Source organism: Pseudomonas halotolerans (assembly GCF_039581215.1).
Taxonomy (GTDB): domain Bacteria; phylum Pseudomonadota; class Gammaproteobacteria; order Pseudomonadales; family Pseudomonadaceae; genus Aquipseudomonas; species Aquipseudomonas tehranensis.
In genome coordinates, this window is record NZ_JBCNTJ010000002.1 from 382,961 (window position 1) to 402,332 (window position 19,372).

The following is a 19,372-nucleotide window of genomic DNA, read 5'->3' on the forward strand; positions in this document are numbered from 1 at the left end:
TGGGAGCGAGCCTGCTCGCGATAGCGGCCTCAAGTACAACGAGAAAATGCCTGAAAAAACTGGAGATCCCCATGAACGCAGCCGTCGACGTTCTACAGTCCACCCAACAGCACATCAACCGCGACCGCCTGTGGCAGTCGCTCATGGACCTGGCGCAGCTCGGTGCCACGGTCAAGGGTGGGGTGTGCAGGTTGGCCCTGACCGACCTGGACCGCCGGGCCCGGGACTTGTTTGTGCAATGGACCGAGGCGGCCGGCTGCACGGTCAGCATTGACGCGGTGGGCAATATTTTCGCCCGTCGCCCGGGGCGCAATCCGAACCTGCCGCCAGTGATGACCGGCAGCCACATCGACACCCAGCCTACCGGCGGCAAGTTCGACGGATGCTTCGGTGTGCTGTCCGGCCTGGAAGTGCTGCGCACCCTCAATGACCTGAAAATAGAAACCGAGGCACCGTTGGAGGTGGTGGTCTGGACCAACGAAGAAGGCTCGCGCTTCGCCCCGTGCATGATGGGCTCCGGTGTATTCGCCGAGAAGTTTACCCTCGAAGAAACCCTGGCCAAGACCGACGCCGAGGGTATTACCGTGGGCCAGGCGCTCAACGCCATCGGCTACGCCGGGCCACGCCCGGTCAGCGGGCATTCGGTGGGGGCGTATTTCGAGGCGCACATCGAGCAGGGGCCGATCCTGGAGGACGAACGCAAGACCATCGGCGTGGTGATGGGCGCATTGGGGCAGAAGTGGTTCGATCTGACCTTGCGGGGCGTCGAAGCCCACGCCGGCCCGACCCCGATGCACCTGCGCAAGGACGCCCTGGTGGGTGCCTCGATCATCGTCGGTGCCGTCAACCATGCCGCCCTCGGCCATCAACCCCACGCCTGTGGCACGGTTGGCTGCCTGCAAGCTTATCCCGGTTCGCGCAATGTCATCCCCGGCGAAGTGCGTATGACCCTGGATTTTCGTCACCTGGAGCCGGCGCGTCTGGACTCGATGATTGCCCAGGTCAGGCAAGTGATCGAGGACACCTGTCAGCAACACGGCCTGACATACGAATTGACCCCTACCGCCGACTTCCCGCCGCTGTACTTCGACAAGGGCTGTGTCGAAGCGGTGCGCGGTGCGGCCCAAGGGCTGGGCCTGTCGCATATGGACATCGTCAGCGGCGCCGGCCACGACGCCATTTTCCTCGCCGAACTGGGGCCGGCCGGAATGATTTTCGTGCCGTGCGAAGGCGGCATCAGCCACAACGAAATCGAAAACGCCGCCCCCGACGATCTTGCCGCTGGTTGCGCGGTATTGCTGCGGGCAATGCTGGCGGCCTCACAGGCGATTGCCGAGGGACGCATGGCGGCTTGAAGGGGCTTGAGGATTAAAAGATCGCAGCCTCGTTGCACTCGACAGCGCCTACAGGGGAACGTGTCATTACTGCGGGTGGTCGTAATTTCCATGCTTCTCTGACCACATGGAGACCCGATGAACCAGGATGTCCCCACTACCGATACCAATCGTCGCCAATTGCTGCAAATCATCGCCGGGCTGTCTGACGGGGTGATGTTGATCGAAGTCGATCAGACCATCGCCTGGGCCAACGAAGCGGTGTTGACCATGCACGGGATCACTGACCTCAAGGAGCTGGGGGCCAATGCCGGCGAGTACGTCCAGCGGTTCAATTTGCGTTATCGCAACAACCACCCGCTGACTGCGGACAACTACCCCATCGCTCGAGTTGCCCGGGGCGATGAGTTCAGCGATGTTCTGGTGGAGGTCACGCCCGAGGCCGATCCGGACCGTACCTGGGTTCATCGGATTCGCAGCATGGTGCTGACCGATCGCAGCGGTGAGGCGGAATTACTGGTGCTGATTCTCAGCGATGCCACCGAATGGGCCAGTGCTGAACAGCGTTTCGAGAAAACCTTCGCGGCCAACCCGGCGCCGGCGGTGATCTGTCGCCTCAGCGATTTGCGCTATATCAAGGTCAACCAGGGCTTTCTGGAGATGACCGGCTACAGCCGTGAGCAAGTGATCGGGCGTTCGGTGTATGAGCTGGACGTGCTCGAGGCGGCCGAGAAGCGGGATCTGGCCGTCGAACGGCTGGGCCAGGGCGCGACCATTCCGCAGATGCAGGCCGAGTTGAAATTACCCGGTGGCGGCAGCAAGCAGGTGATCGTCGCCGGCCAACCGTTGGACCTGCATGACGAAGACTGCATGCTGTTTTCCTTCATGGACATGGAGCCGCGCCGCAAGGCCGAAACGGCGTTGCGCCAGAGTGAGGAGCGTTTTGCCAAGTCCTTCCGCCTCACGCCCGTGCCAACCCTGGTGTGCAGCGCCGAACAGCAACTGATGGAAGTCAACGAGGCCTTTCTCCAGACCAGTGGTTACGCCAGTGAAGAGCTGCTGGGCAAAACCGTGGAGGAAATCGGCTTTCTCGACCCGGATGCCAGCGCCGCGCTGTTTGCCACGCTGGAAAACAACGCAACGGTGTCCAGTGTCGACGTCAAGGTTCACAAAAAGGGCGGGGAGCAGATTGACTGCGAGATGGCGGCCGATACCGTCGTCATCCAGGACAAGCCGTGTTATTTGCTGGTCTTGATGAACATCACCGAACGCAAACGCTCGGAGCTGGAGCTGGTGGCGGCCATCGAAGAGGTGATGAAAGATGCGTCCTGGTTCAGCCGTACCCTGATCGAAAAGCTGGCCAATGTGAAAAGCATCAACGCCCAGTTGCCCAGCACTTCATTTACCGAACTCACCGCCCGGGAGCGTGATGTGCTGGGGCTGATCTGCCAGGGCCTGGCCGACAAGGAAATCGCCGCGCGCTTGAAGCTGGCCCCTAACACCGTGCGCAATCACGTAGCAACGCTGTACTCCAAACTCGATGTACACAGCCGCAGCGAGGCGATCGTCTGGGCTCGGGAGCGGGGCCTGTTCGCCAATGAGTGGCGAATGAAGGCACCATGATAGCCAGTGCAAATGCACCGGGCGTGCTGGTGCAAATTCGGGTTTTGCACAAAGCATTGGCTCCTTAGGCTGTGAGGGTGCGGGATTTTCCATGGAACGCCGCGCCCCCTACGAAATAGTCAAGGAACACGCCACAATGCGCAGTGAACGAATCAATCGTACAGTCGACAGGATGTTTGCAGAGCCTATGGGCTCGGAGCTGCCCACCGGTCGTTTACGGCTTCAGCCCTGAGGTGCAACGGATGACCCTACTGGCCCCCCTGCGTGCCCGACTCGAAGAAAGCTTTACACCGCTGGCCTGCGAATGCAGCCTCAATGGCGACGGAACCCTTACCGTACGCCTTTATCACCGCGAAAGCGGGGAAGTGGATCTGGTGGTGAGCGGCATGAGCGTTGACAGCGTTCGCTCTGAAGAAAGCCTGGCAAAGCTGATCGATGAGTTGCGCTATGAACTTGAAAACACCCCGCTGCATCGAAGTGATCCCGCCTGAATGATCCGCTGGACTGTGTAGCCGCTGCATAGGAGCTATGTAGGAGCTGTCGAGTGCAACGAGGCTGCGATCTTTTGATCTGCTCTTTCGCTTGCGATTCAATTGTCTGGGAAAGGATCGCAGCCTCGTTGCACTCGACAGCTCCTACAGTCGCTCCCTACAGCAGCGTCGCACGGCAATCGAGCACCAGCCGCGCGCCGCCCTGCTCGCTGCCGCCCACTTCCAGCGTGAACCCGTGCAAATTGACAATCGCCGCGACGATCGACAGCCCCAGGCCAAAGCCGCTTTGCTGGCTGCTACCCTCGGCGCGGTAGAAGCGGCGAAACACGGCCTTGCGTTCCGCCTCGGGGATTCCGGGGCCGGAGTCGAGCACTTCGATGCGGCTGCTGTCGCCCTGATCAACACCCCGCAGGATCACTTTGCCGCCCGGCGGGGTGAATTTGATCGAGTTGCTCAGCAGGTTGGACACGGCCTCGAACAGCAGAGCCCGGTCGCCGTTGAGCAAGGGCAGGGCATCAGGCACTTCGAGGGTGAAGGTCAGTTCCTGCTCCTCGGCCAGCGGCAGATAAAAATCGTGCAGTTCCTGCAACAACTGCAACGGATCGAGGCGCATAAACCCTGAGCGCCGTTGCTGGTCTTCCAGTTCGGAAATCCGCAACAACCCCCGAAACCTTGCCATCAAGGTGTCAGTCTCGGCAATCACTTGATCCATCTGTAATGCTTCGGGCGAGCCGTCCGGGGCTTGCTGCTGGATGCGATAAAGCTGGGCACGCAGGCGAGTCAGTGGGGTGCGCAGGTCATGGGCGATGTTGTCGCACACGCCCTTGACCTCGTTCATCAGCCGTTCGATGCGATCGAGCATGGCGTTGACGATCGCCGCCAGCATGTCCAGCTCATCGCGACGGCTCGACAGCGGCAGGCGATGGGTCAGGTCGCCTGCCACGATGGCCTCGGCACTGGCCTGCAGTTTGCGGATGCGCTGCAACGGTCGCCGGCGCAACAGATGCCAGCCGGCAATGCCCGGCAGGATGGTCAGGGATACGCCCCAGAACAGCGCGTGCAGAATGATGCGAGTGACGGCGAACAGCGAGCCGTTGTCCCGCGCCAGCACCAACCAGCGTCCATCCTGGGTCCGGGTCGCCACCGCATCGCAACTGTCGGAAGGAATGCCTGGATCTCTGGAATCAACGCAGCCGCCGAGCATATGAATCTTGCCGTCCAGCGGCAGGTCGGTGGGGACGTGCCGGATCGGTCCGCTCAAGTGGCGCAGTTGCGGATCGAACAGGCCATAGGCGTCGACGCCGCGTTCATCCAGGGTCAGGCTGGCCAAGAGCGCATCCTCCAACTGATCGCCATGAATGCGCGCGAACAGGTGTTGGCGCTGCATCAGCGAGTGCTTGGCAAGGCTGTCGAGGTAGCCGAATACTTCGTAGTACATCACCCCCATCAGGACTGCGCTCCAGAGCACGAACAGCGAACTGTACAGCGCCAGCAGGCGGCTGCTGGAGGAGCGCCAGCCCTTAGCGGGGTTCAGCAATGACATAGCCGGAGCCTCGTACCGTGCGAATCAGCGGTTCCAGGCCCGGCGGGTCGATTTTCTTGCGCAGGCGGCCGATATGGACGTCGATCAGGTTGGTGCCGGGGTCGAAGTGATAGCCCCAGACCTCTTCGAAAATCATCATGCGCGAGAGGATCTGGCCGCTGTTGCGCATCAGGAACTCCAGCAGTTTGTATTCGGTGGGCAGCAGGCTGAGCAGTTGCCCGTTGCGGCTGGCTTCGCGGCTGATCAGGTTGAGTTCCAGGTCGGCCACCCGCAGCGCGGTTTCCGGCTCGCGGGCACCGTTGTTGCGCCGCAGCAGGACTTCGACCCGGGCGGCCATTTCGTCGGTGGCAAACGGCTTGGTCAGATAATCGTCGCCGCCGGCCCGCAGGCCGCGCACCCGCTCGTCCACATCGGAGAGGGCGCTGATCATCAGGATCGGCGTGGCCACACCCATGGTGCGCAACGTCGTGACGATCACCAAACCGTCAAGTTCGGGCAGCATGCGGTCCAGGGTGATCAGGTCGTAATCGCCGCTCACCGCCCGCTCCAGACCCTCGCGGCCGTTGTCGACCCAGTCGACATCCAGGCCGTTGCGGGTCAGTTCGGCGACGATTTCACGGGCGGTCACGGCGTCGTCTTCGATGGTCAAAATGCGGTTCATGGGCGGTACCGGGTGAGAAATTGGAGCCATTGCGCAGCATTCTGCCAAAAAATACCTGTCGGCTTGCTGAAAAAATGTTCATGCACGCCGACAGCGGTATTCACTGGCCTGGATCAACACTTGGTCACAAATAATCCCTAACATAAATTCAGCACGCACCATCATGCTGCGTCCGTTGCCCTGCTTTGGCGCGCTGCCGCTGATGGGCACTGACACAAACCGGTGATGGTGTGCCGCAAGGAGCCGAGACCTCACTGAACTTTCAAGGAAGAGCTGCATGATGCAACCTCAAGACCTTCTACGTCGAAAATTTGATATCCAGCCGCTGAAACAGGCCGACATGACGGTGCAGCTTGACGGGCAGTCCGTCAGCGCAGCGCAAGGTGAAACCGTCCTCAGCGTCATCCAGTCCCTGGGCCAGCGCCAAGTGGCCCGCAACGATCACGACCAACTCAGTGGCGCTTACTGCGGCATGGGCGTGTGCCAGTGCTGCCTGGTCAAGATCAACGGCCGCCACAAGCGCCGCGCCTGCCAGACCCAGGTGCGTCCCGGCATGCAGATCGAAACCCGGGCCAATCGCATCGCTGAAACGGAGGCATTATGAACCTCCATCCGGTGATTGTCGGCGGCGGGCCGGCGGGCATGGCAGCGGCCATCGAGCTGGCCACCCACGGGGTGCGTTGCACCCTGGTTGAGGAAGCGCCGCGCTTGGGTGGCGTGGTCTACCGCGGGCCGCTGCGCGACGGCGTGAGCCTGGACTACCTGGGGCCGCGCTACAGCGAAGCCCTGAAGAAACTTCACGGTGAGTTCCAGCGCTACGCGGGGCTGATCGATGTGCGGCTCAACCACCGTGTCATCGGCGCCGAAGGGTTCAAGGCGCTGATGCTGCTGGACGCCGATGAACAACTGCGCGAGGTGACCTATTCCCACCTGGTGCTGGCGGCCGGTTGTCATGAGCGCAGCGTGCCGTTCCCTGGCTGGACGCTGCCGGGGGTGATGCTGCTCGGTGGCCTGCAATTGCAGATCAAGAGCGGAGCGGTCAAACCGCCGGGGCCGGTGGTGATCACCGGTACAGGCCCGTTGCTGCCGCTGGTGGCCTGTCAGCTTCACGCTTCAGGGGTGGCTGTGGCGGGTGTCTATGAGGCTTGTGCCTTCGGCAGGATCGCCAGGGAAAGCCTGGCCTTGCTGAACAAACCACAATTATTCCTCGACGGCCTGAGCATGCTGGCTTATCTCAAACTGCATCGCATCCCCGTGCGTTATGGCTGGGGAGTGGTGCAGGCCAATGGCGATGGCGAGTTGGACATCGTCACCGTCGCACCGTATTCCAGTACCTGGGAGCCTGACCTCGAACGCGCCGAGCAGGTTCCGGCCCAGACGCTGGCGGTCGGTTACGGTTTCATTCCGCGCACCCAGTTGAGCCAGCAGATGGGCCTGGAGCATGGCTTCAGCGGTGACGGTTATTTGCGGGCGGTGTCCGATGCCTGGCAACAAAGCAGCGAGGCGCACATTCACCTGGCCGGCGACATGGGTGGTATTCGTGGCGGTGAAGCCGCCATGCTGAGCGGGCGCATGGCCGCGCTGTCGATCCTGGCGCAGGCCGGCGTGCTGGCTTCGTCCACGGCCCTGGAGCATCGCGACCGGTATCAAGCGCAACTGGCGCGGATCATTCGCTTTCGCGCCGCCGTGGATCGCTACACCCAACGCGGTGCCGGACAAACCGCTCTGCCGGCCGCCGATACGGTCATTTGTCGCTGCGAACATGCGACCCGCGCCGACATCGACCGCGCCCTGGAGCAGGGCGTGCAGGACATGGCCAGCCTGAAAATGCGCACCCGCGTGAGCATGGGCGATTGCCAGGGGCGGATGTGCGTGGGCTATTGCAGTGATCGCCTGCGCCAAGCCACCGGGCGCGCCGACGTTGGCTGGCTGCGGCCACGTTTCCCCATCGACCCGATTCCCTTTTCAGCCTTTCAGAACGTTGGCCCGGAGGCCGTCCAGCATGACTGAGCATCCAGACCGCAAGCACTATGACGTCGTCATCGCCGGCGGGGGCGTGATCGGTGCTTCCTGTGCCTATCAACTGTCCAAGCGCAAGCACCTGAAGATCGCCTTGATCGACGCCAAGCGCCCCGGCAACGCCACCCGGGCTTCGGCCGGCGGCCTCTGGGCCATCGGTGAATCCGTGGGGCTGGGCTGCGGGGTGATCTTCTTTCGCATGATGTCGGCCAACCGCCGGCGCCAGGCCCGGATAGCGGATCAGAGCGCCGCCGTGGCGGTGGACGCCAGCACGCCGCACATCCTGCCCCAGTCGTTCTTCGATTTTGCCTTGCAGTCCAATGCGATGTACCCCCAACTGCACCGCGAGCTGATGGACAACCATGGCATGGACTTCAAGTTTGAGCAGACCGGGCTCAAGTTCGTGATCTACGACGACGAAGACCGTTTGTACGCCGAGCACATCGTCGCCTGCATTCCCCACTTGGCCGATCAGGTACGCTGGCTCGACCAGGCCACCCTGCGCGAGGCTGAGCCGAATGTCAGCCATGAAGCCCGGGGGGCACTGGAGTTCCTGTGCGACCATCAGGTCAGCCCGTTCCGGCTGGCCGACGCCTACACCGAGGGTGCCCGGCAGAACGGCGTCGATCTGTTCTTCAACACCAACGTGGCGCAGGTGCTTCGAGACGGGGCGCGGGTGACGGGGGTGAGAACCGTCGAAGCCGGGACCTTCACCTGCCGGACGCTGATCAATGCCGCCGGTGCCTGGGCCGCGGACCTGAGCGAACAGGCCACGGGCGTGCGCATCCCGGTCAAGCCGGTCAAGGGGCAAATCCTGCTGACCGAGCGTATGCCGAAGCTCCTCAATGGGTGCCTGACCACCAGTGACTGTTATGTCGCGCAAAAGGACAACGGCGAAATTCTCATTGGCAGTACCACCGAAGACAAAGGGTTCGACGTGACCACCACTTACCCGGAGATCGAGGGGCTGGTACAGGGCGCGGTGCGGTGCATACCGCAGTTGGCCGACATCAACCTGAAACGCACTTGGGCCGGTTTGCGTCCCGGTTCACCCGATGAATTGCCGATCCTGGGGCCGATGCGCGGCGTGGAGGGGTACCTCAATGCCTGCGGGCACTTCCGCACCGGCATCCTGACCTCGGCCATCACCGGAGTCTTGCTGGACAAACTGGTGAATCACGAGCCCTTGCCGCTGGACATCACGCCGTTCCTGGCGGATCGGTTTGAGGTGGCGCCGATGGTAAAGCCAAAGGAAATGGAGTTGGTCTGAGTAAATCCTATGTGGGATTTGTGGTGAACACATATCCTGCGGTCCCCCGCAAACAAACTGAGTGCGAGCCTGTGGGAGCAAAGCTTGCTCGCGATAGCGGTATACCAGTCAACATTGTTGCAGGATGATCCAGCACTATCGCGAGCAAGCTTTGCTCCCACAGGTACTCTGGTTACCCCCAGGATTTTTTGTTCGCAGCCGGCTATTCCATCGGCGTGCTGACAAACGCCTCCAACCCTTCGGCATAGGCAGTAAACGCGCTGATCGACGGAAATGACTTGCCCTGCACCTGATCCGGTACCACCAGGTGGGTGAAGCTCCAGGCCACCGCCACGGTGATGCCCGCCTGATCGAGGGTGCCATCGGTGGCCAGGGGCTGTTTCACCAGTTCCTGTTCGAGCATGTCATAGGCCGCCGCCAGTTGGCCTTCTACGCGTTCGACCCAGGGGGCGTGTTGGATTTCTGTCGGCCGAAGGTTGCGTTCGTAATAGATCTGCACGGACTTCTCGCACGCCGCCAGGGCCAGGCCAATCACGCGCAGTGCGCGCAGCCGTTGCCCACTGTCGACCGGCATCAGGCTTTTGCCCGGCGCGGCCAAGGTCTCGAGGTAGTCGATGATCAACGTGGAATCCATCAACACGCCGCCATCGTCGAGCACCAGAGTGGGGGCCTTGACCACCGGGTTGATGCCCTGGAATTGCTCGAAATGCCTGAACACCGAAACCGATTCGTGCTCCAGCGCGATCCCTAGACACTTGGCGCTGATGGCGACACGTCGCACATAGGGTGAATCCAGCATGCCGATCAGTTTCATGGCTTTTCCTTTAGCGACTTTTTATAAGGCAACTTATAAGGCAACCTCGGACATCAATCCTCGAAGCCCACCTGTTCATGGATTTCATCGACCTTGAGCTCCAACCGATAAGCCACGGCGATAAAAAGAGCCTGGCACAAACACAGGGTCGCACTCAACGAGCGGAAGGCGAAGGAACTGCCTTCGTTCACCAACAGCACCGCATTGGCCCGTTTGGCCAGGGGCGACAGGTTGCTGTCGGTGATAATCAGCGTCTTGGCCTGATGATGCTGGGCAATGCGCAGGCAGTGCTGGGTTTCCTTGCCGTAGGGCGTAAAGCTGATGGCGATCACCAGATCGTTGGCCCGCACGCTTCGCATCTGCTCGCGATAACTGCCCCCCAGTCCGGAAACCAGGTGAATGCGTTTGTTGGTGTGTTGCAGGTTATAGACCAGATAATCGGCCACTGCGAACGAGCGCCGCACCCCGACCACATAGATGTTGTCGGCGTTGACCACCAGGTCCACGGCTTTGTCGAAGGCCTGATCGTCCAGCTCCAGGCCCAGGCGCTCGATGCCCGAGAGGGTGGCGTTGACGCATTCGCGCGCCAGATCGCCGCCGCTGGCTTTCTGCGACTTGTTGGCGATCATGCTGCGGATGCGCTGCTGGTAGTTCTGCACCGGCGTGGTCTTGTGGGTATAGGCTTCGCGAAACAAGGCCTGCATTTCGCTGAACCCGCTGAAGCCGAAACGCTGGGAGAACCGCACGATGGCCGACGGATGCACTTCGCATTCGCGCGCAATGTCGCTGATGCGATCGACCATGATCCGGTCGCTTTGCTGACTCATGTAGCTGGCGATGCGTTTGAGCTGGCGCGGCAGGCTTTCATACTCGTCGGTAATCAGTTGCAGCAGACGCTCGGCATTGATCGGTGGGCTTGAAAGGGCGGGTTCGGACGCACTCTCGGACGGCGCCGGCAGATCGGGGCGGGTCATAGAAAATCCTTCTGGCTTGTTCTTATAGGGCGGCCCGGGAAAAGGGCCGGCCCTCGACAATAGGTTGGCTGATCGCAGTCTACAGCGTAGGCGCGGGGAAAATCATGGGCAGACAACGTGGCAGTGCCTGCTGAAACGATGCACTGCGTCTGGCACGCTCCAGTGATAGCGTATTGGAAAAAATATTCCACGTAAAAAATTTATAGAATAATTATTGATTGTTGGCTGCCCCTCGTTTTAGTCTGCATCCACCAAGAGCGTTGGCGCCGGTTTCGGTGGCCCGCGCGGGCTGATAAAAATAACAGGAGCCAGCATGGGCCAGACTCGTTTTGCCAGTGGGCGTCAATTGGATGTGATCTGCCTGGGACGCCTGGGCGTCGATCTTTACGCGCAGCAAATCGGAGCGCGTCTGGAAGATGTCGCAAGCTTCGCCAAATACCTGGGTGGTTCGTCGGCCAACATCGCCTTCGGCACCGCGCGGTTGGGGCTCAAGTCGGCGATGCTGAGCCGGGTAGGGGACGACCATATGGGCCGTTTCCTGGTGGAGTCCCTGGCCCGCGAAGGCTGCGATGTCAGTGGCATCAAGGTCGACCCTGAACGTCTGACAGCCATGGTCCTGCTGGGTATCAAGGACCGGGAAACCTTTCCCCTGGTGTTCTACCGGGAAAATTGCGCCGACATGGCGCTGCGCGCCGAAGACATCAATGAGGCGTTCATTGCCTCCAGCAAGGCCCTGCTGGTCACCGGCACGCATTTCTCTACCGAAAGCGTCTACAAGGCCAGTACCCAGGCACTGGATTACGCCGAAAAACACAACGTCAAGCGCGTGTTGGACATCGACTATCGCCCGGTCCTCTGGGGCCTGGCAGGCAAGGCCGATGGGGAAACCCGCTTCGTCGCCGACCAGAAAGTCAGCCAGCACGTGCAAAGTATCCTGCCGCGTTTCGACCTGATCGTCGGCACCGAAGAAGAATTCCTGATCGCTGGTGGCAGCGAAGACCTGCTGAGCGCGCTGCGTACCGTGCGCTCGCTGACGGCGGCGACCCTGGTGGTCAAGCTCGGCCCGCAAGGTTGCACGGTAATTCATGGCGCCATCCCGACCCGGCTTGAAGACGGCGCGATTTATCCTGGTGTACGGGTCGAGGTCTTGAATGTATTGGGCGCGGGCGATGCGTTCATGTCGGGCTTTCTCGCCGGTTGGCTGGAGGACGCCAGCGATGAACGCTGCTGCCAGTTGGCCAATGCCTGCGGTGGCTTGGTGGTGTCGCGCCATGCCTGTGCCCCGGCGATGCCGACCCGGGCTGAACTCGACTACCTGTTCAACAGCCCGGTGCCGATTACCCGGCCGGATCAGGACGTGGTCTTGCAGCGTTTGCATCAGGTCAGCGTGCCGCGCAAACAGTGGAAGCAACTGTTCATCTTTGCCTTCGATCATCGTTGGCAACTGGTGGAACTGGCCCACAAAGGCGGGCGTGAGCTGAGCGCCATCAGCGAACTCAAACACCTGTTCATTCAGGCCGTGGAGCGGGTCGAGGCCGACCTGAAACGTCAGGGCGTCGAGGCCGATGTCGGTTTGCTGGCCGATCAACGTTTCGGTCAGGATTCGCTGAACGTCGCCACCGGACGTGACTGGTGGGTAGCGCGGCCAGTGGAGGTGCAGGGTTCACGGCCGCTGGCGTTCGAACACGGGCGCTCCATCGGCAGCAACCTGATCGCCTGGCCCCAGGAGCAGATCATCAAGTGCCTGGTGCAATTTCACCCCGACGACGAACCGCTGCTGCGCCTGGAACAGGAGGCGCAACTCCTGGCGCTGTATCAGGCGTCCCAGGTCAGCGGCCATGAACTGCTGTTGGAAATCATCCCGCCCAAGGATCATCCGTCGCCGCACCCGGATGTGCTGTATCGCGCTCTCAAGCGCCTCTACAACCTGGGCATCTTTCCCGCGTGGTGGAAGATTGAAGCTCAGGGCGCGGACGAATGGAAACGGCTCGATGAGCTGATTCAACAGCGTGATCCGTACTGCCGTGGCGTGGTACTGCTGGGCCTTAACGCTCCGGCCGCCGCCCTGGCCGAAGGGTTCCGCCAGGCCAGTCAGAGCACAACCTGTCGTGGGTTTGCCGTCGGACGGACGATCTTCCAGGAGCCAAGCCGCGCCTGGCTGGCCGGAGAAATCGACGATGAAGCGTTGATCCGGCAGGTGCAGGGCAGGTTTGTAGAGTTGATCGAGGCGTGGCGCGCTGCAAGGGCTTAATGGCAATGCCGGGCTTTTCTGTGGCGAGGGGATTTATCCCCGTTGGGCTGCGAAGCAGCCCCTTAACAACGGCTGAATGCAAACTGACTGACACACCGGGTTGCCCGGGTTTGGGGCTGCTTCGCAGCCCAGCGGGGATAAATCCCCTCGCCACAGTATGTATTCACAAATGGTTTTCGATATTTAGTATGAAAACAATAAAAGGTGCAGCCATGCCCGCTATTCGAATTGGCATCAACCCGATTTCCTGGAGCAACGACGACCTGCCATCGCTGGGTGGCGAGACGCCGTTGAGTACGGCGCTGAGCGAAGGCAAGGCAATCGGTTACGAAGGTTTCGAGCTCAACGGCAAGTTTCCCAAAGATGCCAAGGGCGTTGGCGATGTGCTGCGGCCCTACGACCTGGCGCTGGTCTCCGGCTGGTATTCCAGTCGCCTGGCCCGGCGCTCGGCGGCCGAAGAGATCGATGCCATCGCCAGCCATGTCGAGTTGCTGGCGCAAAACGGCGCGACGGTACTGGTGTACGGCGAGGTGGCCGATTCCATTCAAGGCCAGCGCATCCCGCTGATCGAGCGACCGCGTTTTCACACGGACGAAGCCTGGCAAGACTACGCTGAAAAACTCACCGAACTGGCCCGCTTCACCCTGTCCCGGGGTGTGCGCCTGGCGTATCACCATCATATGGGCGCCTATGTCGAATCGCCTTCGGACATCGACAAACTGATGGCCCTGACTGGCAGCGAGGTCGGCCTGCTGTTCGATTCTGGCCACTGCTACATGGGCGGCGGCGAACCGTTGCAGGTGTTGCGCAAGCACATCGAGCGCATTTGCCATGTGCATTTCAAGGACGTGCGCAAGCCCGTGGTGCAACTGGCGCGTAACAACCTCTGGAGTTTCCCCGACTGCATCATCAATGGCACCTTCACCGTACCGGGAGATGGCGACATTGACTTCGCCGCGTTGCTGGACGTGCTGCTGGCTGCCGACTATCACGGCTGGCTGGTGGTGGAAGCCGAGCAGGATCCCGCCGTGGCCCCGAGTTTTGCCTACGCCAAGAAAGGCTACGACACCCTGCGCGCCTTGCTGCAAGAGAGGATTGCGTCATGAGCCTGTTGATCAAAAGCCAACCCAACGGCCAGACCATGGTCCAGCTACCCGCCGGCGAACTGGAGTATGTCGGGTTTGCCGCCTACCGTTTGAGCCTTGGTGAAAAGCTGCCGGTGGCTGCCGCCGACAAGGAACTGTGCCTGGTCTTGCTCAGCGGGCGCATCAGTCTCAAGGGTGAAGCACCGGGGCAGGGTGCCTTCGATTGGGACAACCTGGGTGATCGTCAGTCGGTGTTCGAGGACAAATCGCCCTATGCTGCGTACCTGCCGCCGGGCAGCCAGGCCCAGGTGACCGCCCTCAGCGATGTGCAGATTGCCGTGTGTGCCGCGCCGGGTTCGGCCCAAAACCAATACGGCCCACGATTGATCCGCCCCGACAGCATGAAGCGCAGCGTGCGCGGCAAGGGCGCCAACACCCGCTATGTCTGCGACATCCTGCCCGACAGTGAGCCGGCCCACTCGCTGCTGGTGGTGGAAGTGCGCACGCCGTCGGGGCATTCATCGAGCTACCCGCCCCACAAGCACGACACCGATGACCTGCCGCACCAAAGCTTTCTGGAAGAAACCTATTACCACCAGGTCAACCCGTCCCAAGGCTTCGTGTTCCAGCGGGTCTACACCGACGACCGCAGCATCGACCAGGCCATGGCCGTGGAGAACAGCGACCTGGTGGTGGTGCCCAAGGGTTACCACCCGGTCAGCGTGCCCTACGGGTACGAGTCGTATTACCTGAACGTCATGGCCGGCCCGAAGCGGGTCTGGCAGTTCCATAACGATCCGCAGCACAGTTGGCTGCTTGATCTCTGATTTCCACCCTTTGCCCGGAGAACAAGAACAATGAGCGATGCCCCGGTAGTAGGCCATTACATCAATGGTCGAGTGCAGGACCGCGACACGCTGCGGTTCAGCAACGTCTTCAACCCGGCCACCGGCGCGGTGCAGGCTCGGGTGGCGCTGGCCGAGCCGGACACCGTCGAGGCCGCGGTGGTCTCGGCGCTGGCGGCATTCCCGGGCTGGTCCGAGCAATCGTCGTTGCGCCGTTCGCGGGTGATGTTCAAGTTCAAGGAACTGTTGGATCGGCATCATGACGAACTGGCGCAGATCATCAGCCGCGAGCACGGCAAGGTATTGTCGGATGCCCATGGCGAAGTCACCCGTGGCATCGAGATCGTCGAGTACGCCTGCGGCGCGCCGAACCTGCTCAAGACCGATTTCAGCGACAACATCGGCGGCGGCATCGACAACTGGAACCTGCGCCAGCCCTTGGGCGTGTGTGCCGGAGTCACGCCGTTCAATTTTCCGGTGATGGTGCCGCTGTGGATGATCCCCTTGGCGCTGGTGGCCGGTAACTGTTTCATCCTCAAGCCGTCGGAGCGTGACCCGTCCGCCAGTTTGCTGATGGCCCGGCTGCTGACGGAGGCCGGGTTGCCGGACGGTGTGTTCAACGTGGTGCAGGGCGACAAAGTGGCGGTGGATGCCCTGTTGCAGCACCCGCACATCGAGGCGATTTCTTTCGTCGGCTCCACGCCGATTGCCGAGTACATCCACCAGCAGGGCACGGCGAACGGCAAGCGCGTCCAGGCCCTGGGCGGGGCGAAAAACCACATGATCGTCATGCCCGACGCCGACCTCGACCAGGCGGCGGATGCGCTGATCGGCGCGGCCTACGGCTCGGCCGGCGAGCGCTGCATGGCGATTTCCATCGCCGTGGCGGTGGGGGATGTGGGCGATGAACTGATCGCCAAACTGTTGCCTCGCATTGACCAGTTGAAGATCGGCAACGGTCAGCAACCCGGCACCGACATGGGGCCGCTGGTGACCGCCGAGCATAAGGCCAAGGTGGAAGGCTTCATCGACGCCGGCGTGGCCGAGGGCGCTCGCCTGATCGTCGATGGCCGTGGTTTCAAGGTGCCGGGGGCCGAGCAGGGGTTCTTTGTCGGGGCGACGCTGTTCGACCGGGTCACCGCCGAGATGAGCATCTACCAGCAAGAGATTTTCGGCCCGGTCCTGGGCATCGTTCGCGTGGCGGATTTCGCCAGCGCCGTGGCCCTGATCAATGCCCACGAGTTCGGCAACGGCGTGTCCTGCTTCACCCGTGATGGCGGCATTGCCCGCTCGTTTGCCCGCAGCATCAAGGTCGGCATGGTGGGCATCAACGTGCCGATTCCGGTGCCCATGGCCTGGCATTCCTTTGGCGGCTGGAAGCGCTCGCTGTTTGGCGATCACCATGCCTACGGTGAAGAAGGTTTGCGCTTCTACAGCCGCTACAAAAGCGTGATGCAGCGCTGGCCCGACAGCATCGCCAAGGGCCCTGAGTTCAGCATGCCAACTGCTCAATAACCGTTTATGAATGCCGGAGGGATAACAACAATGAACAAGCCCCTGCGTTTTGCCTTGAACCGAATGGTTGCTCCGCACCTGTCTCTGCCCGAATTCATCGACTTGGCCCTGGCGCTGAAAACCGATGCCATCGAGATTCGCAACGACCTGCACGGGGTCGAGATCGAAAACGGCATGCCGCCCGCACAGGTGCGTGAGTTATGTGAGGCGCGGGGCATCAAGGTGTTGTCGATCAACGCGCTGTATCCCTTCGACGTATGGAACGAGGAGCGCCGTGCCCAAGCCGTGCGGCTGGCCGACTATGCTCGCGAATGCGGCGCCGAGGGGCTGGTGATGTGCCCGCTCAACGAGCGCGCCGACCCGCGCGGCGAGGCCGAACGCGCGGCGGGGCTGCGTACGGCCCTCAGTGAGCTGGCGCCGATTCTGCGGGCTTTCGGCATCTACGGTTTCATCGAACCGTTGGGGTTTGAAGAGTGTTCGCTGCGGCGCAAGCGCACGGCAGTGGAAGCGATCAAGGCCATTGGCGGGCTGGATGTGTTCCGTCTGGTGCATGACACCTTTCATCATCACCTGGCCGGTGAGCAGGCATTTTTCCCCGAGCTGACTGGGCTGGTGCACATCTCCGGTGTCGAGAATGCCCAGGCCCCCCTGACGACCCTCCGCGACGGCCACCGCGTGCTGGTGGGCGAGGCGGATATCCTCGGCAATGCCGCGCAGATCGAGGCGTTGCGGGCCGGTGGTTACGAGGGCTACCTGTCCTTCGAACCGTTTGCCCAGAGCGTCCATGAGCTGGCCGACATCCGTCAGGCGTTGGGGGTGAGCATGAATCATCTGCGCAATCCCCAGGCCTGACACGATAGTGGGGCTGATGAAGATCCCAATGTGGGAGCGGGCTTGCTCGCGAAAGCGGCCGTACATTCAACATTGATGTCGTCTGACACACCGCTTTCGCGAGCAAGCCCGCTCCCACACTCGACCGAGTTGCGTTTGAAAAGGTGCAAGCATGACCACAACACGACTGACCATGGCCCAGGCCCTGGTGAAATTCCTCGATAACCAGTACGTCGAGGTCGATGGCGTCCAGAGCAAATTCGTCGCCGGGGTCTTTACCATTTTCGGCCACGGCAATGTGCTGGGCCTGGGCCAGGCGCTGGAGCAGGACAGCGGCGACCTGGTGGTCCATCAGGGGCGCAACGAGCAGGGCATGGCCCACGCGGCCATCGGTTTCGCCAAGCAGCATCTGCGCCGCAAAATCTACGCCTGTACGTCTTCGGTCGGCCCTGGCGCGGCGAACATGTTGACCGCCGCCGCGACTGCAACGGCCAATCGCATCCCGTTGCTGTTGTTGCCTGGCGATGTCTACGCCAGTCGCCAGCCGGACCCGGTGCTGCAGCAGATCGAGCAGTTCCATGACCTGAGCATCAGCACCAACGATGCGTTCAAGGCCGTGAGTAAATACTGGGATCGCATCAATCGGCCCGAACAACTGATGAGCGCCGCGATCCAGGCCATGCGCGTGCTTACCGACCCGGCCGAAACCGGCGCGGTGACCCTGGCGCTGCCCCAGGACGTACAGGCCGAGGCCTACGATTACCCGAATTACTTTCTGCAAAAACGCGTGCATCGCATCGACCGGCGCCCGGCCACCGAAGCGATGCTCGACGATGCCCTGGTGCTGCTCAAAGGCAAGCGCCAGCCGCTGATCATCTGCGGCGGCGGGGTCAAATACGCCGGGGCCAACGCAGCGCTACAAGCGTTTGCCGAGCGCTTCGACATCCCCTTTGCCGAGACCCAGGCCGGCAAGAGCGCGGTAGTGTCCAGTCACCCACTGAACGTCGGGGGCGTTGGCGAAACCGGTTGCCTGGCGGCAAACCTGCTGGCCAAGAAAGCCGACCTGATCATTGGTATCGGCACCCGCTACAGCGATTTCACCACCTCGTCCAAATGGCTGTTCCAGCATCCGGATGTGCAGTTCCTCAACCTCAATATCAGCCCGTGCGATGCCTTGAAGCTCGATGGCGTGCAACTGCTGGCCGACGCTCGCTCGGGCCTGGAGGCCCTGTCCGCGGCGATGGGCAAGTATCGCGCTGAATGGGGCGGGCAGATTGTCGACGCCAAGGTCCAGCTGGACGCCGAGGTCGACCGGATCTACCAGGCCGATTATCAAGCCGAGGACTTCATCCCGGAAATCAACGACCGCATGGACCCGGCGGTGTTTCGCGAATTCATCGAACTCACCGGTTCCTGCCTGACCCAGAGCCGCGTGCTGGGCACCCTCAACCAAACCCTGGCCGACGAGGCGATCATCGTTGCCGCCGCTGGCAGCCTGCCAGGGGATTTGCAGCGCAGTTGGCGCAGCAAGGGGGTGAACACCTATCACGTCGAATACGGCTATTCGTGCATGGGCTATGAGGTAAACGCGGCGCTGGGGGTGAAGCTGGCCGAGCCCGACAAAGAGGTCTACGCGCTGGTGGGCGACGGCTCCTACATGATGCTGCATTCGGAGCTGGCGACCTCGATCCAGGAGCGCCGCAAGATCAACGTGATTTTGCTCGACAACATGACGTTCGGTTGCATCAACAATTTGCAGATGGGCAACGGCATGGACAGTTTCGGCACCGAGTTCCGCTTCCGCAACCCGGACACCGGCAAGCTCGATGGCGGCTTCGTGCCGGTGGACTTCGCCATGAGCGCGGCGGCCTACGGCTGCAAGACCTACAAGGTCAAAACCCTCGATGAACTCCACGCGGCCCTGGCCGATGCGCGGCTGCAAACGGTCTCGACCCTCATCGACATCAAGGTCTTGCCCAAGACCATGATCCACAGCTACCTGTCGTGGTGGCGGGTCGGCGTGGCGCAAGTCTCCACCAGCGCGCGCACCGATGCGGTGGCCAAAACCCTCAATGAACGACTGGCCGAGGCTCGCCAGTATTAACCGCCCCAACCC

Annotated in this window: 16 protein-coding genes; 12 read left to right on the top strand and 4 right to left on the bottom strand. The window is 61.8% G+C overall.

Going from position 1 to position 19,372, the window contains the following annotated elements:
• The first annotated feature begins 71 nt into the window (after positions 1-71).
• From AAIS01_RS04195 to AAIS01_RS04205, 3 genes are all read left to right on the top strand, one after another.
• Positions 72-1,355, top strand: a complete 1,284-nt coding sequence (locus AAIS01_RS04195; protein ID WP_343467927.1) for a Zn-dependent hydrolase — start codon at positions 72-74, stop codon at positions 1,353-1,355.
• A gap of 117 nt (positions 1,356-1,472) precedes the next feature.
• Entirely contained in the window at positions 1,473-2,957 is a 1,485-nt protein-coding gene (locus AAIS01_RS04200; protein ID WP_343467928.1) for a helix-turn-helix transcriptional regulator, read from the top strand.
• A gap of 242 nt (positions 2,958-3,199) precedes the next feature.
• A complete protein-coding gene (locus AAIS01_RS04205; protein ID WP_343467929.1) occupies positions 3,200-3,448 on the top strand; it encodes a DUF1652 domain-containing protein in 249 nt (82 codons plus the stop codon).
• A 157-nt stretch (positions 3,449-3,605) separates the two neighbouring features.
• Here the strand turns inward: AAIS01_RS04205 and AAIS01_RS04210 are convergent, their stop codons facing one another.
• Together AAIS01_RS04210 and AAIS01_RS04215 are read right to left on the bottom strand one after the other, a co-directional pair.
• On the bottom strand, positions 3,606-4,991 hold the full coding sequence (locus AAIS01_RS04210) for a sensor histidine kinase (protein WP_343467930.1): 1,386 nt from the start codon (positions 4,989-4,991) through the stop codon (positions 3,606-3,608).
• Complete coding sequence (locus tag AAIS01_RS04215; RefSeq protein ID WP_047230191.1) at positions 4,969-5,652, bottom strand: response regulator transcription factor; 684 nt, start codon at positions 5,650-5,652, stop codon at positions 4,969-4,971. Before AAIS01_RS04215 ends, AAIS01_RS04210 begins: the two co-directional genes overlap by 23 nt.
• 280 nt (positions 5,653-5,932) lie before the next feature.
• Between AAIS01_RS04215 and hcnA the strand changes: the two genes are divergently transcribed.
• From hcnA to hcnC, 3 genes are read left to right on the top strand one after another with little or no spacing between them, the layout of a single operon-like run.
• A complete protein-coding gene (gene hcnA, locus AAIS01_RS04220) occupies positions 5,933-6,256 on the top strand; it encodes a cyanide-forming glycine dehydrogenase subunit HcnA (RefSeq protein ID WP_343468026.1) in 324 nt (107 codons plus the stop codon).
• On the top strand, positions 6,253-7,662 hold the full coding sequence (gene hcnB, locus AAIS01_RS04225; protein WP_343467931.1) for a cyanide-forming glycine dehydrogenase subunit HcnB: 1,410 nt from the start codon (positions 6,253-6,255) through the stop codon (positions 7,660-7,662). Before hcnA ends, hcnB begins: the two co-directional genes overlap by 4 nt.
• Positions 7,655-8,941, top strand: a complete 1,287-nt coding sequence (gene hcnC, locus AAIS01_RS04230; protein WP_343467932.1) for a cyanide-forming glycine dehydrogenase subunit HcnC — start codon at positions 7,655-7,657, stop codon at positions 8,939-8,941. The genes hcnB and hcnC overlap by 8 nt, the downstream gene beginning before the upstream one ends.
• Positions 8,942-9,143: 202 nt before the next feature.
• On the opposite strand, the gene AAIS01_RS04235 is transcribed toward hcnC, so the two are convergent.
• Both AAIS01_RS04235 and AAIS01_RS04240 read right to left on the bottom strand, forming a co-directional pair.
• Positions 9,144-9,755, bottom strand: a complete 612-nt coding sequence (locus AAIS01_RS04235; RefSeq protein WP_343467933.1) for a glutathione S-transferase — start codon at positions 9,753-9,755, stop codon at positions 9,144-9,146.
• A gap of 53 nt (positions 9,756-9,808) precedes the next feature.
• Positions 9,809-10,729: a MurR/RpiR family transcriptional regulator gene (locus AAIS01_RS04240; protein ID WP_047230196.1), complete on the bottom strand. Its 921-nt coding sequence runs from the start codon at positions 10,727-10,729 to the stop codon at positions 9,809-9,811.
• Positions 10,730-11,042: 313 nt separating this feature from the next.
• Between AAIS01_RS04240 and AAIS01_RS04245 the strand changes: the two genes are divergently transcribed.
• The 6 genes from AAIS01_RS04245 (at position 11,043) to iolD (ending at position 19,360) form a co-directional block, all read left to right on the top strand.
• Complete coding sequence (locus AAIS01_RS04245) at positions 11,043-12,980, top strand: bifunctional 5-dehydro-2-deoxygluconokinase/5-dehydro-2-deoxyphosphogluconate aldolase (RefSeq protein ID WP_343467934.1); 1,938 nt, start codon at positions 11,043-11,045, stop codon at positions 12,978-12,980.
• 212 nt (positions 12,981-13,192) lie between these two features.
• Positions 13,193-14,086 (top strand): myo-inosose-2 dehydratase, encoded by an 894-nt coding sequence (gene iolE / locus AAIS01_RS04250; protein WP_343467935.1) that lies wholly within the window; start codon positions 13,193-13,195, stop codon positions 14,084-14,086.
• Entirely contained in the window at positions 14,083-14,892 is an 810-nt protein-coding gene (iolB, locus tag AAIS01_RS04255) for a 5-deoxy-glucuronate isomerase (protein WP_343467936.1), read from the top strand. The genes iolE and iolB overlap by 4 nt, the downstream gene beginning before the upstream one ends.
• A gap of 30 nt (positions 14,893-14,922) precedes the next feature.
• Positions 14,923-16,425 carry a CoA-acylating methylmalonate-semialdehyde dehydrogenase gene (locus AAIS01_RS04260; RefSeq protein ID WP_343467937.1) on the top strand — a complete coding sequence of 501 codons (1,503 nt, stop codon included), beginning with the start codon at positions 14,923-14,925 and terminating at the stop codon, positions 16,423-16,425.
• 30 nt (positions 16,426-16,455) lie between these two features.
• Positions 16,456-17,277 carry a TIM barrel protein gene (locus AAIS01_RS04265; RefSeq protein ID WP_343467938.1) on the top strand — a complete coding sequence of 274 codons (822 nt, stop codon included), beginning with the start codon at positions 16,456-16,458 and terminating at the stop codon, positions 17,275-17,277.
• A gap of 151 nt (positions 17,278-17,428) precedes the next feature.
• On the top strand, positions 17,429-19,360 hold the full coding sequence (gene iolD, locus AAIS01_RS04270) for a 3D-(3,5/4)-trihydroxycyclohexane-1,2-dione acylhydrolase (decyclizing) (protein ID WP_343467939.1): 1,932 nt from the start codon (positions 17,429-17,431) through the stop codon (positions 19,358-19,360).
• Positions 19,361-19,372: the final 12 nt, after the last annotated feature.